At 72.7% G+C, this 13544-nt stretch carries 10 protein-coding genes and 1 tRNA gene; 8 read left to right on the top strand and 3 right to left on the bottom strand.

The features are described 5' to 3' along the window. The first annotated feature begins 68 nt into the window (after positions 1–68). The 4 genes from ACIQUC_RS14945 (at position 69) to ACIQUC_RS14930 (ending at position 4702) form a co-directional block, all read left to right on the top strand. Positions 69–1433, top strand: a complete 1365-nt coding sequence (locus tag ACIQUC_RS14945; RefSeq protein ID WP_402268411.1) for a cystathionine beta-synthase — start codon at positions 69–71, stop codon at positions 1431–1433. Between the two features lie 81 nt (positions 1434–1514). Continuing rightward, complete coding sequence (locus ACIQUC_RS14940; RefSeq protein ID WP_402268408.1) at positions 1515–2660, top strand: cystathionine gamma-synthase; 1146 nt, start codon at positions 1515–1517, stop codon at positions 2658–2660. 97 nt (positions 2661–2757) lie between these two features. Then, a complete protein-coding gene (locus tag ACIQUC_RS14935; protein WP_402268405.1) occupies positions 2758–4146 on the top strand; it encodes an MFS transporter in 1389 nt (462 codons plus the stop codon). Between the two features lie 10 nt (positions 4147–4156). After that, on the top strand, positions 4157–4702 hold the full coding sequence (locus ACIQUC_RS14930; RefSeq protein ID WP_402268402.1) for a substrate-binding domain-containing protein: 546 nt from the start codon (positions 4157–4159) through the stop codon (positions 4700–4702). A 14-nt stretch (positions 4703–4716) separates the two neighbouring features. Here ACIQUC_RS14930 and ACIQUC_RS14925 read toward each other — a convergent pair whose 3' ends face one another. Further along, positions 4717–5298: a TetR/AcrR family transcriptional regulator gene (locus tag ACIQUC_RS14925; RefSeq protein ID WP_402268399.1), complete on the bottom strand. Its 582-nt coding sequence runs from the start codon at positions 5296–5298 to the stop codon at positions 4717–4719. Between the two features lie 272 nt (positions 5299–5570). Between ACIQUC_RS14925 and ACIQUC_RS14920 the strand changes: the two genes are divergently transcribed. Together ACIQUC_RS14920 and ACIQUC_RS14915 are read left to right on the top strand one after the other, a co-directional pair. Beyond that, entirely contained in the window at positions 5571–6827 is a 1257-nt protein-coding gene (locus tag ACIQUC_RS14920; protein WP_402268396.1) for a multidrug effflux MFS transporter, read from the top strand. Positions 6828–6938: 111 nt separating this feature from the next. Further along, positions 6939–8954: a helicase HerA-like domain-containing protein gene (locus tag ACIQUC_RS14915; protein WP_402268393.1), complete on the top strand. Its 2016-nt coding sequence runs from the start codon at positions 6939–6941 to the stop codon at positions 8952–8954. Positions 8955–8979: 25 nt separating this feature from the next. Here ACIQUC_RS14915 and ACIQUC_RS14910 read toward each other — a convergent pair whose 3' ends face one another. Beyond that, positions 8980–9621 (bottom strand): hypothetical protein, encoded by a 642-nt coding sequence (locus ACIQUC_RS14910; RefSeq protein WP_402268390.1) that lies wholly within the window; start codon positions 9619–9621, stop codon positions 8980–8982. Between the two features lie 346 nt (positions 9622–9967). Beyond that, a tRNA-Ser gene (locus ACIQUC_RS14905) sits at positions 9968–10055 on the bottom strand. Between the two features lie 122 nt (positions 10056–10177). On the opposite strand from ACIQUC_RS14905, the gene pta reads away from it, so the two are divergent. Both pta and ACIQUC_RS14895 read left to right on the top strand, forming a co-directional pair. After that, entirely contained in the window at positions 10178–12286 is a 2109-nt protein-coding gene (gene pta, locus ACIQUC_RS14900; protein WP_022906305.1) for a phosphate acetyltransferase, read from the top strand. Positions 12287–12336: 50 nt separating this feature from the next. Beyond that, entirely contained in the window at positions 12337–13533 is a 1197-nt protein-coding gene (locus ACIQUC_RS14895; RefSeq protein ID WP_022906304.1) for an acetate/propionate family kinase, read from the top strand. The last annotated feature ends 11 nt before the right edge of the window (positions 13534–13544 follow it).

The raw sequence follows: 13544 nt of genomic DNA, 5'->3' as shown, positions 1-13544 counted from the left end.
GTCGACGGCCCTGTCGCCCGGCGTCGCATCCCAGCGGACGACGGTGTCCGCCGCCTAGACTCGGCCGCGTGCGTTACGCGAACTCCGTGGTCGACCTGGTCGGCGACACCCCGCTCGTCAAGCTCAACCGTGTCACCGAGGGGGTACGCGCGACCGTCCTCGTGAAGGTCGAGTACCTGAACCCCGGCGGCTCCTCGAAGGACCGCATCGCCACGAGGATCCTCGACGCGGCCGAGGCCTCCGGCGAGCTGCAGCCCGGCGGCACCATCGTGGAACCCACCTCGGGCAACACCGGGGTGGGCCTCGCGCTCGTCGCCCAGCAGCGCGGGTACCGCTGCGTCTTCGTCCTGCCGGACAAGGTCGGCGAGGACAAGCGGAACGTGCTCACCGCCTACGGTGCCGAGATCGTCGTGACGCCGACGGCCGTCCCGCCGGAGCACCCGGAGTCCTACTACTCGGTGTCCGACCGGCTGGTCCGCGAGATCCCCGGCGCCTACAAGCCGAACCAGTACGCGAACCCGAACGGACCGCGCAGCCACTACGAGACCACCGGGCCGGAGATCTGGCGCGACACCGAGGGGCGCATCACCCACTTCGTGGCGGGTGTCGGCACCGGCGGCACCATCTCGGGCACCGGCCGGTTCCTCAAGGAGGCGTCCGACGGCGGCGTCCGCATCGTCGGCGCCGACCCGGAGGGCTCCGTGTACTCGGGCGGCACGGGGCGCCCGTACCTCGTCGAGGGCGTCGGCGAGGACTTCTGGCCGGCTGCCTACGACGCCGGCGTCCCGGACGAGATCATCGCCGTGTCGGACGCCGAGTCGTTCGCGATGACCCGCCGGCTCGCGCGCGAGGAGGGCCTGCTCGTCGGCGGCTCGAGCGGCATGGCGGTCGTCGCGGCGCTCCGCGCGGCACGCGACCTCACCGAGGACGACGTGGTCGTCGTGCTCCTGCCGGACGGCGGCCGCGGCTACCTCGGCAAGATCTTCAACGACCGGTGGATGCGGTCGTACGGCTTCGCCGAGACCGACGACGAGCGCACCGTCGGGTCGCTCATCGCGGGCAAGGACGGTCGTCTGCCGGACCTGGTGCACGCGCACCCGGCGGACACCGTGCGGGACGTCGTCGACATCATGTCCACGTACGGCGTCTCGCAGATGCCCGTGCTCACCGCCGAGCCGCCCGTCGTCATCGGCGAGGTCGTCGGCGCGGTCGAGGAGAAGGCGCTGCTCGAGCACGTCTTCACCGGGGCCGCGAAGATGTCGGACGCCCTGACCGACTTCGTGGGGGAGCCGCTCCCGCTGATCGGCGTCGGCGAGTCCGTCTCGTCGGCCCGTCGTGCGTTCGGGTCGGCCGACGCCCTGCTCGTCGTCGAGGACGGCAAGCCGGTGACCGTCCTCACGCGCCACGACCTGCTCAGCTACCTGTCCGAGTGACCCCGACGGTGCGCGCGACGTGACACGTGCACCGAGCGCGCCCGGCGCGCCGCGTCCGATCCGACCTGGAGACCAGACCCCATGACCGAGTTCAGCACCCGCGCGATCCACGCCGGCCAGGAGCCCGACGGCCCGACCGGCGCGGTGATCCCGCCGATCCACCTGACGTCCACGTACGTGCAGGACGGCGTCGGTGGCATGCGCAACGGCTACGAGTACTCCCGCTCCGGCAACCCGACGCGCGACGGACTGCAGACGCTGCTCGCCGACCTCGACGGCGGGGTCGCCGCGTACTCGTTCGCGTCCGGCCTGGCCGCCGAGGACGCCCTGCTCCGCGCCACGCTCGCACCCGGTGCCCGCGTGGTGATGGGCAACGACGTGTACGGCGGGACCCACCGCCTGGTCAGCCGACTGCACGTCCCGTGGGGCGTCGAGCTCGTCGTCGTCGACATGAGCGACACCGACCGGGTCCGTGCAGCGCTCGAGGGCGCTCCGGAGCGGACCCTCCTCTGGGTCGAGACCCCGACGAACCCGCTCATGAAGATCGCCGACATCGCGGCCCTCGCCGAGATCGGGCACGCGGCCGGTGCGGTCGTCGTCGTGGACAACACCTTCGCGTCGCCGTACCTGCAGCAGCCGCTGTCGCTCGGCGCCGACGTGGTCGTGTACTCCACCACGAAGTACCTCGGCGGGCACTCGGACGTCGTCGGCGGTGCCGTGGTGCTGGCCGACGAGCGACTCGCCGAGCAGGTGCAGTTCCTGCAGTTCGGCGCCGGGGCGATCTCGTCGCCGTTCGACGCGTTCCTGACCACCCGCGGCATCAAGACCCTCGCGGTCCGGATGGAACGGCACTCCGCCAACGCGCAGGCCGTCGCCGAGGCGCTCGTCGGCGCTCCCGGGGTCGAGCGCGTGTACTACCCGGGTCTCGCCGATCACCCCGGGCACGACGTGGCGGCGCGGCAGATGCGCGGCTTCGGCGGCATGCTCTCCGTCGCCCTCTCCGGTGGCCCCGAGGCGGCCCGGCGGTTCGCGGAGTCGACCGAGGTGTTCGCGCTCGCCGAGTCGCTCGGCGGGGTGGAGTCGCTCATCGGCTACCCCTCCGAGATGACGCACGCGTCGGTGAAGGGCACGGAGCTGGCGGTGCCGGAGAACGTCGTGCGGCTGTCCGTGGGCATCGAGGACGCCGGCGACCTGGTCGCGGACCTGCGGCAGGCGCTCGCGCGCTGACCCGACGGCGGACGGGAGGCGCGGTGCGGGCCCGCACCGCGCCTCCCGTCCGCCTCGTCCCGCCACGGACGTCGGTGGCCGGCCCTACGATGATCGGGTGAGCACCGCGGCGACGAGGACCAGTCTGTTCAGCGGCCCGTACGCCCTCGCCACCATCGGCATGGTCGCGATCGTCGGGGTCGCCGCGTTCCAGAACCTCGCTATGACGACGGTCATGCCGGAGATCAGCCGCGACCTCGACGGCGAGACCCTGTACGCGCTCGCGTTCGCCGCGCCCCTGGCCGCCGGTGTGCCGGGCATGGTCCTCGCCGGCAACTGGACCGACCGCGCGGGCGGACGCATCGTCGCGTGGGTGTCCGCCGCCCTGTTCGCGGTCGGGACCGCCGTGGTCATGCTCGCCCCGACGATGGAGGTGTTCCTCGTCGGCCGACTCGTCGAGGGCTTCGGCGCCGGCGCGATCGACGTGGTGCTCTACGTGCTCGTCGCCCGGATCTTCCCCGAGGAGCTGCACGGCCCGGTGTTCGCCGGGTTCGCCGCGGCGTGGGTGGTGCCGGCGCTCATCGGGCCGGCGCTCGCGGGCATCGTCACCGACGTCTGGAACTGGCACTGGGTCTTCGCCGGCGCGCTCGTCATCGCCCTCGGCGCCTTCTCGCTGCTCGTCCCCACCCTCGGCCGGCTGCACCCGCCGGCACCCGAGCTGCGACCCCCGTGGCAGCGCTCGCGGATCGGCTGGTCGGTCGGGGCCGCCGTGGCGATCCTGCTGCTCAACGTCGCACCGGACCTCGGCGCCTGGGCCCGGGTCGCCGCCGTGGTGATCGGCCTGGTCGGGACGTGGTTCGCCCTCCGCCCGCTGCTGCCCGCCGGGACCTTCCGTGCCGCGCCCGGGCTGCCGTCGGTGATCCTGTTGCGCGGCCTCGTCGCGGCCTCGTTCTTCGGCAGCGAGGCGTACGTGCCGTTCCTGCTGCAGGCGAAGGACGGCCTGTCCGCCTCGGCCGCGGGGCTCGCACTCACGGTCGCGGCGCTCAGCTGGGCCGGGTCGAGCTGGGTGCACGGGCGCCTGGGTGAGGACCGCGCCACCGCCACCAGGACCTTCGCCGTCGGCCTCGCGCTCGTCCTCGTCAGCCTGCTCACCGCGCTGACCGTCGCCACCTTCGGGTTGCCGTGGTGGCTGCTCGTCGTCGGCTGGTTCGTCGGCGGCGCGGGCATGGGGGCGATCTACCCGAGGACCTCGATGCTCACCCTGCGGTTCTCCGGCGAGGGCGACGACGGCTCCGCGAGCTCGGCCCTGACGATCGCGGACGCCTCGGGCAGCGTGATCGGACTCGCCGTCACCGGCCTGCTGTTCATCGGCACGGGCGGTGCGGACGGTGCGGTGTCGTTCCCCCTGGTGTTCGGCGGCATGACCGTCATCGCGGCGCTCGCGGTCGCAGCGGTGCGTCGGCTCGGGCCCGTCCCGGCACCGTCGGCCGTCCCGGTGGGCGGGTAGCGTGGCCCTCGTGCCCCTCCGCTTCGTCACCGCCGCCGTGGTCGTCGGCGTGACCATCGCCCTGGCCGGGTGCCAGGGCACGACGTCGGCGGCGCCCTCGCCGGTGCAGAGCACGGACCTGACGAGCTCCGACGGCGGGTTCGACCGGCACGCGGTCATCGGCGTCGTCCTCGAACCGGGGCAGGACACGCTCGGCGACGACCTCGAGCGCGCGTTGACGGACGCCGGCTTCAGCCCGGACGTCCGCGTCGCCCCCGCCCGTGGGGCCGCCGCCGCACAGCGCACCGCGGTGGACCGGCTGGTCCGGACCGGCGCGAAGGCGCTGCTCGTCCGCCCGGTCGACGCCTCGGCGCTGACCGGGGTCATCCAGACGGCGCACGACGCCGGGGTCGTCGTGGTCTCCCTCGGCGAGCCCCTGCCGACCAGCGGTACCGGCGGCGACGGGGTGTCCGCCGACTACCGGGTGCCGGCGGGCGACGACCAGGCGGACCTCGTCAGCGCGGCGGTCGACGTCGTCGGGTCACTGCAGCGCGGCGAGAAGCCCACGACCGACTGACGGGTCGGGCGGGTTCAGCGCCACCAGGACGGGAACGACAGCACGATGGTGTCGACGAGTGCCTTGCGGGACCGGCGCGGTCCGGCGAGCCACGCCTCGATCGCCCCGACGAACCCCTGGGCGACGAACCCCGCGGCGACGTCGTCGAGCAGCTCCGGTCGGTGCTCGTCGTCGAGCGACCGGATGTGCTGCTCGCTCGACACCGTGAAGTGCTCGACGAGCAGCCGGTGCAGCGAGGCGTCGTTCGGGTCCGGCAGCGCCTTGCCGTAGATGTCACGGTGCGCGACGACGTGCTCGACCACGGCGTTGATGCCGCGCCGGGTGATCATCGCGAGCTCGTCGAGGTCCGCGCCGCGGTTCGCGGCCACGCGCCGGGCGTCGGCGTCGTCCTGGCGGATGCGGTCGAGCTCCGGCGTCAGCACGTCCGCGAGCAGGGACCCGGGGGAGACCGCGTGCGAGTAGAAGGTCGCGCGGTTGATGCCGGCTGCACGGGTGACGTCGGCGACCGTGATCTCGGACACCGGTCGATCGGCGGCGAGGCGCAGGATCGCTTCGCGCAGGGCGGCGGTCGTGTGCAGGATGCGGGCGTCCACCATGACGCCACCCCCTTCTGATCCGGTTCCCCCCGCCGGTGTTCCGACGGAACGTGCGGGACGGCTCGGCCGCGCGGATGAGCGCTGACGAGCAGTCCGACGGTACCGCATGGGCCGCGTCGGAACCGGGCGGCGGCCGTGGCAACACGCGGGCGGACGCGCGGAACTGCTGCGGCAGGGCTCGGGAGGGCCGTAGGATGGTACCGCGGCCGAATCGATTCGATCGATGCCGCGATCACCTCCCACACCCCCTCACCGTCGAAGGACCCCTGCTCGTGACCGCGCCCGCAACCACCGGTTCGCTCCGTGTCGTCCTGCACCCCGGAGACGCGCTCTCCCGCAGCCAGCGACTCGTCTACGTCTTCGTCCTCGGTGCGCTCACCGCGCTCGGGCCGTTCACGATCGACCTCTACCTGCCGGCCTTCCCGTCGCTCAAGGACGAGTTCGGCATCAGCGACGGGGCGGTGCAGCTCACCCTGACGGCCACGACCCTCGGGTTCGCGGCCGGGCAGCTCCTCGTCGGCCCGTGGAGCGACAAGGTCGGTCGTCGCCTCCCGCTCATCATCGCGACGACCGTGCACGTGGGCGCCTCGATCGGGGCCGCGCTCGCGCCGAACGTCGAGGTGCTGGCGGTGTTCCGCGTCCTGCAGGGCATGGGCGCGTCGGCCGGCGGCGTCGTGGCGATGGCGACGGTGCGCGACCTGTTCGGTGGCAAGCCGCTCGTGCGGATGCTGTCCCGGCTGGCGATGGTGAACGGCCTCGCGCCGATCCTCGCCCCGCTCATCGGCTCGCAGATGCTCCGGTTCGTCAGCTGGCGCGGCGTGTTCGTCTTCCTCGCCTGCTACGGCGCCGCGGTGGTCATCGCGTCGATCCTCCTCATCGTCGAGACGCTCCCGCCGGCCCGTCGGCACGAGGCCGGCCACTCCACCATCGGACAGCGGTACCGCGCGCTCTTCTCGGACCGCGTCTTCGTGGGGGTCGCGCTCATCGGGGCGATGGTCTTCAGCGGACTGTTCTCGTACCTCAGCTCGTCGCCGTTCCTGTTCCAGGGGCTGTACGGGCTGGACGCGCAGCAGTACGGCCTGCTGTTCGCCGTGAACTCCGTCGGCGTCGTCGTCGGGGTGCAGGTGTCGGCACGGCTCGCCCAGCGCGTCGGGCCGCAGTGGATCCTCGCGTGCTCGACCGCGACGCTGCTCCTCGCCGCCGTCGCGATCATCGTGCTCGACCAGCTCGGCGCCGGGCTCGTCGGTGTGCTCGTGCCGCTGTGGTTCTTCATCGCCGCGTGCGGGTTCTCGTTCCCGCTCGTCCAGGTGATCGGCCTGGCCGCGCACGGCAAGGAGGCCGGCACCGCCGCGTCCCTCCTCGGCGCGCTGAACTTCGGCGTGGCCGGGATCATCTCGCCCGTGGTCGGGTGGATCGGCATCACCACCGCGACGCCGATGGCCGCCGTGATGGCGTGCACCTCGGCCGTCGCGGTCGTGCTGCTGTGGGCGGTCGTCCGACCGCGGACGGTCCCGGCGCTCACGCACTGAACCGGCCGGTCGGCACCCGGTCCGCGACGGGCCACGCGTCGGTCGACCGGTGCGTCGTCGCGGATGCGGTGGGGCCGGACAGGGGCGGTGCCGCGTCCATATGCTGTGGGCATGAGCGACGTGGTGGCGCAGGCACGGGCAGCGGCAGAGGCGGCGAAGCAGGCAGCCGACGAGGCCCGGCGCCTCGCGGACGAGGCGGTGCAGCGCGCGGAGGAGCTCGCCGCTCGCGTGACCGAGCAGCAACAGGCGGGCCAGGAGGCGCAGCCCGCCTCCGCCACGGAGCCCGCGGTGGTCGACTCCCCGGCCCCGACCCAGACCCCGGCGGTGGACGCGAGCGCCCCGGCGGTGGACGCGACCGCCCCGCACGCCGAGCCGGCGTCGCCGGCCCCAGCCGCGCCTCCCGAGCCGGCCACCGCCGACGGGCCGCTCGGAGCAGCCGCCGTGGACGCGATCCGCACCGGCTACGGGGTCGAGGGCAGCGCCCTGGAACTCGGCGCCCTGGTGAACGGTGCCCCGCAGCCGGACGTCCAGGTCCGGATCCCGCTCGGGATGCTGAACCGGCACGGCCTCGTCGCGGGGGCGACCGGAACGGGCAAGACGCGCACGCTGCAGGTCCTCGCGGAGCAGATCGCCGCGAACGGGGTGCCCGTCTTCGCGGCCGACATCAAGGGCGACCTGTCCGGGCTGGCGGTGGCCGGCACGCCGAACGACAAGCTGCTCGCGCGGACGGCCGGCATCGGGCAGGACTGGCGTGCCGCGGCGAGCGAGGCGGAGTTCTACTCCCTCGGCGGGCAGGGGACCGGCGTCCCGATCCGGGCGACCGTGTCCGGGTTCGGACCACTGCTGCTGTCGAAGGTCCTCGGCCTGAACGACACGCAGGAGTCGTCGCTGGGACTCGTGTTCCACTACGCGGAACAGGCCGGGCTGCCCCTCGTCGACCTGTCGGACCTCCGGAGCGTGCTGACGTTCCTGACGAGCGACGCGGGCAAGGGGGAGCTCGCCGAGCTCGGCGGGCTGTCGAAGCAGACCGTCGGCGTGATCCTCCGCGAGCTGATCACGTTCGCCGACCGGGGCGCCGACCAGTTCTTCGGCGAGACCGAGATCGACACGACCGTGTTCCTCCGCACCGCCGCCGACGGCCGGGGGATCGTCAGCCTGCTCGAGGTGCCCGGCGTGCAGGACCAGCCCGAGGTGTTCTCGACGTTCCTGATGTGGTTGCTCGCCGACCTCTTCAACGAGCTCCCCGAGGTGGGTGACCAGGACAAGCCGAAGCTCGTGTTCTTCTTCGACGAGGCCCACCTGCTGTTCAGCGGCGCGTCGAAGGACTTCCTCGACCAGATCGTCCGTACCGTCCGGCTCATCCGGTCGAAGGGCGTCGGCATCTTCTTCGTCACGCAGACCCCGAAGGACGTCCCGAACGAGGTGCTCGCCCAGCTCGGGTCACGGATCCAGCACCAGCTGCGGGCGCACACCCCGGACGACGCGAAGGCCCTGCGGGCGACGGTGTCGACCTACCCGTCGAGCGACTACGACCTCGGCGAGGTGCTGACCTCGCTCGCCACCGGCGAGGCGATCGTCACCGTGATGAACGAGAAGGGTGCACCGACACCCGTCGCGTGGACCCGACTGCGCGCCCCCGAGGGCTCGATGGACCCGATGCCCGCGCCCGAGATGACCGCGCGCGTGCAGGCGTCCCCGCTCCTGGCGACCTACGGCGCACGGCTCGACCCCGACTCGGCGTACGAGATGCTCGCCCGTCGTATGGAGGCCGCCGCGGCGGACGCGGCAGCTGCCGACGCCGAGAAGGCCGCGGCCACCGCCGCCGCCGAAGCGGAGAAGGAGGCCGCGCGGGCCGCTGCCGCCGCGGCGAAGGAGGCGGCGGCGAAGGACAGGGCCGAGGCACGGGAACGGGCCGCGGCGCAGCAGGAGTACGAGCGGGCGCAGCGCGAGTTCGAGCGGGCCGAGCGCGCGGCCGAGGCGCGTCGGTCGAAGCGGACCTCGTCGCGGACCACCACGTCACGGAAGGCGGAGGACCCGCTGTCGGACCTGCTCGGGTCCGGGCTGGGCAGGACGATCGCGAAGGAGGTCGTGCAGGGGATCTTCTCGACCCTGCGCCGTCGTCGCTGAGCGAGCGCGGCGTGCTCGTGCCGGGTCAGCCGACCAGGTTCGTCGTCTCGAGCACCAGCAGCGTCGCGACGGCGAGCACCGCGACGACGCCGACGACCACGTAGGCCCCTCGCCGCTCGTACCAGGAGCGGCTGGCCGGGTAACGCCGGACGAACGCGCGGATCGACATCGGGCGGGTCTCGTCGGTGACCTGGACGCCCAGGGCTTCCACGACGCTGTCGATGCCGGCGTCGCCCCAGGTGTCGGCACGCAGACGGAACAGGTGGGTGCCGTCGGCGTCGAGCGCGACGAGCTCACGGGTCGTCCGTTCCACCGCGCTGCCGTAGGTCGTGGCGAGGACCAGGCTGTGGACGCGCTCGCGGGGCACCCGACGGTTCGGGGTGAGGACGCCCCGCACCGTGACGGCCACCGGATCGAGACCGATGAACGCGGTGCCGAGACGCACGAAGACGACGGCCACGACGGCCGCGAGCAGGATGATCGCGGTCGCGACGACGGGCCAGAGCGGCATCGGCAGGGAGACCCAGACGAGGGCGACGGCGAGGGGGACGGCGGAGAACACGACGCTCAGGATCGTCGAGCGCACGAGGGACCGTCGCGGCCGGAGGATCACGTCGTACACGGTCGCGCTCCGCCGAGCAGCTGCCGGTGCCGTCAGGTCCCCCACGTGGACTCCTCGTCCCTCGGGTGCCCGGGCAGCGTGCGACGCCCGCCCGGAGAGCGACACCCCTGCCGCTCCGTGCACCGTGGTCGACCCGTCCCGGGGTCGTCCGTCCGAGCAGTCTAGGCGACCGACGGGTACCGAGGACAGCCCGTTCCACCCCTCGGCATCGTTTCGGGGCCAGACCATGGCGAACGGGGTGCAGGGTGGTCCGCCGGGTGGGGGACCGACCCGGCCGTGCAACGAACCGGGTGGGGGACCGACCCGGCCGTGCAACGAACCGGGTGGGGGACCGACCCGGCCCTGCAACGAACAGAGCGCGTGACCCGGGGGGCACGCGCTCTGTTCGGACTGGCGGAGAATGGGGGATTCGAACCCCCGAGGGCTTGCACCCAACACGCTTTCCAAGCGTGCGCCATAGGCCACTAGGCGAATTCTCCTGACGCTGTCTTCCGACGGCGACACCCAATGGTACAGGTTCCCGGGAGTGCTCACGACCGCGTGTCGAGCAGACCGGGATCCTCCCAGATGTCGTGCCGTGTGCGCCGACTACCCTGGACGCGTGTCGACCCGCATCTACATCACGTCAGCAGAAGGACACACGGGCAAGAGCACCGTCGCCCTCGGTGTCCTCGAGACCCTCGCACGCTCGGTGGGACGGGTCGGCGTGTTCCGGCCGGTCGCGCGCTCGGTCGACGTGCCCGACTACGTGCTCGAGCTCCTCCTGCAGCACACCGCGGTCGGCATCTCCTACGACGACGCGGTCGGCGTCACCTACGACGACGTGCACGCCGACCCGGAGGCCGCGCTCGCCACGATCGTCACCCGCTTCGCCCAGGTCGAGCGGCAGTGCGACGCGGTCGTGGTGCTCGGGTCGGACTACACCGACGTGGGGAGCCCCACCGAGCTGTCGTTCAACGCGAAGGTCGCCGCGAACCTCGGCGCCCCGGTGCTGCTCGTCCTCGGCGGCCGCGACGCCGCCGAGCGCGGTGCCCGCACCCCGGAGGACATGGCCCAGGTCGCCGACGTCACGACGAGCGAGCTCCGGGCCGCGCACGCGCAGCTGTTCGGCATCGTCGTCAACCGTGCCGACCCGGACGCGCTGGCCGCGGTCGTGTCGAGCGTCCAGCACGCGGTCGCGGACCACCACCCCGACCTGCCGGTGTGGGCGATCCCGGAGGACCGCGTCCTCGTCGCCCCGACCGTCCGTGCCCTGCTCGAGGCCACCGGCGCGACCCTGGTGCGCGGCGACGAGGCGCTGCTCGACCGCGAGGCGCTCGGCACCGTCGTCGCGGGCATGAGCATGGAGAACGTCCTGCCGCGCCTGATCGAGGGCGGCATCGTCGTCGTCCCCGGTGACCGCAACGACGTCCTCATCGCCACGCTCCTCGCGAACGAGTCCGAGACCTTCCCGAGCCTCGCCGGCGTGATCCTCAACGGCGGGTTCGAGACCGCGCCGCAGATCTCCCGCCTGCTCGAGGGCCTGTCGAGCTCGCTCCCGATCGCGCAGAACGACCTCGGCACCTATGACACCGCGCTCCGGATCACCCAGACCCGGGGCCGTCTCGCCGCCGACTCGCCGCGGAAGGCCGACCTGGCCCTCGCGCTGTTCGAGCAGCACGTCGACGCCGACGCCCTGCGGGACCGGCTGCAGCTCACCCCCTCCGGCGTCGTCACACCGCTCATGTTCGAGCACGGACTGCTCGACCGAGCCCGCGCGTACGGCAAGCGCATCGTCCTGCCGGAGGGCGAGGACGACCGGATCCTCCGCGCGGCCTCGACGCTGCTGCAGCGCCAGGTGTGCGACCTCACGATCCTCGGCGACCCCGCCGCGATCCGCACTCGCGCGACCGAGCTCGGCCTCGACCTCGACGCCGCGCAGCTGGTGTCCCCGTTCGACCCTGAGCTCCGCGAACGCTTCGCCGAGGAGTACACCCGGCTCCGCGCGCACAAGGGGATGTCGATCGAGCTCGCCCGCGACACCGTGACCGACGTCTCGTACTTCGGCACGATGATGGTGCAGCTCGGCCTCGCCGACGGCATGGTCTCCGGTGCGAAGCACACCACGGCGCACACCATCCGCCCGTCGTTCGAGATCATCAAGACCCGCCCGGACACCTCGATCGTGTCGAGCGTCTTCCTGATGGCCCTCGCCGACCGGGTCCTCGTCTACGGCGACTGCGCGGTCATCCCGGACCCCACGAGCGAGCAGCTCGCGGACATCGCGATCTCGTCGGCCGAGACCGCGACGCAGTTCGGCATCGACCCGCGCGTGGCGATGCTCAGCTACTCGACGGGCGACAGCGGCTCGGGAGCGGACGTCGATAAGGTCCGCGCCGGCACCGCGTTCGTCCGTGAGCGCCGACCCGACCTGCTCGTCGAGGGGCCGATCCAGTACGACGCCGCAGCCGACCCGACGGTCGCGTCGACGAAGATGCCCGACTCGCCCGTCGCCGGTCGCGCGACCGTGTTCATCTTCCCCGACCTCAACACGGGCAACAACACGTACAAGGCCGTGCAGCGCTCGGCCGGCGCCGTGGCCATCGGCCCGGTGCTGCAGGGCCTGCGCAAGCCGATCAACGACCTCTCCCGCGGTGCGCTCGTCGGCGACATCGTGAACACCGTCGCGATCACCGCGATCCAGGCCGGCACCGCGTCCGACGCGGCCTGACCCGTGGTGGCCGCACCGCGCCTCCAGTCCGACAAGAAAGTGACCCACCAGTGACCGCAGCGCTCGTCGTGAACTCGGGTTCGAGTTCGTTCAAGTACCAGCTCATCGAGCTCGAGGGGGAGCGGACGCTCGCCTCCGGACTCGTGGAGCGCATCGGCGAGACGACGGGGGCGTGGAAGCACACGAACGCCCTCACCGGCGAGTCGTCGTCCAGCGACTCGGCCGAGGTCCCCGACCACGCCGCCGGGTTCCAGGCCATGATCGACGCCTTCGCGAAGGTCGGGCCGTCGTTCGACGAGCACCCGCCGGCCGTCGTCGGCCACCGCGTCGTGCACGGCGGCACCACCTTCGACCGCGCCACCGTGGTCACCGACGACGTCGAACGACAGATCGAGGAGCTCTCGAGCCTCGCGCCGCTGCACAACCCGGCGAACCTCGAGGGGATCCGGGCCGCGAAGCAGGTCTTCGCCGACGTGCCCCAGGTCGCCGTGTTCGACACCGCGTTCCACCAGACGATGCCGCCGCACGCGTACACGTACGCGATCCCCGCCGACCTCGCGGCGAAGTACGGGATCCGTCGCTACGGCATGCACGGGACGAGCCACAAGTACGTGTCCGAGCAGGCCGCCGAGTTCCTCGGCCGTCCCCTCGCCGAGCTCAAGACGATCGTGCTGCACCTCGGCAACGGGGCGTCCGCCGCGGCGATCGACGGCGGCCGGTCGATCGAGACCTCCATGGGGCTCACCCCGCTCGAGGGCCTCGTGATGGGCACTCGGTCCGGCGACCTCGACCCGGCCGTGCTCATCCACCTCCACCGCGAGGCCGGGCTGTCCTTCGAGGACCTCGACACCATGCTCAACAAGCAGTCCGGACTGCTCGGGCTGACCGGCAACGGCGACATGCGCGACGTGCAGGACGCGGCGCTGCGGGGCGACGAGGAGGCCGAGGCGGCGCTCGCCGTGTACCGGCACCGGATCCGTCGCTACGTCGGGGCCTACACGGCGCAGCTCGGCGGGCTCGACGCGGTCGTGTTCACCGCGGGGGTGGGCGAGAACAACGCGCTGCTGCGTCGGCGCGTGCTGGCCGGGCTCGAGCACCTCGGCATCGAGATCGACGCGGATCGGAACGAGTTGGCCTCGCGCGAGGCGCGGCTCATCTCGACGGACGCGTCGCGGGTCGCGGTGCTCGTGGTGCCGACGAACGAGGAACTGGAGATCGCCCGGCAGTCGGCCGCGGTGGCGCTGTAGGGGGCCGGGCG

It is taken from the genome of Curtobacterium sp. NPDC098951 (assembly GCF_044759965.1).
Classification (GTDB): domain Bacteria; phylum Actinomycetota; class Actinomycetes; order Actinomycetales; family Microbacteriaceae; genus Curtobacterium.
Note: the sequence above shows the minus strand (reverse complement) of the source record. Positions and strands in the feature narration are given on the sequence as shown.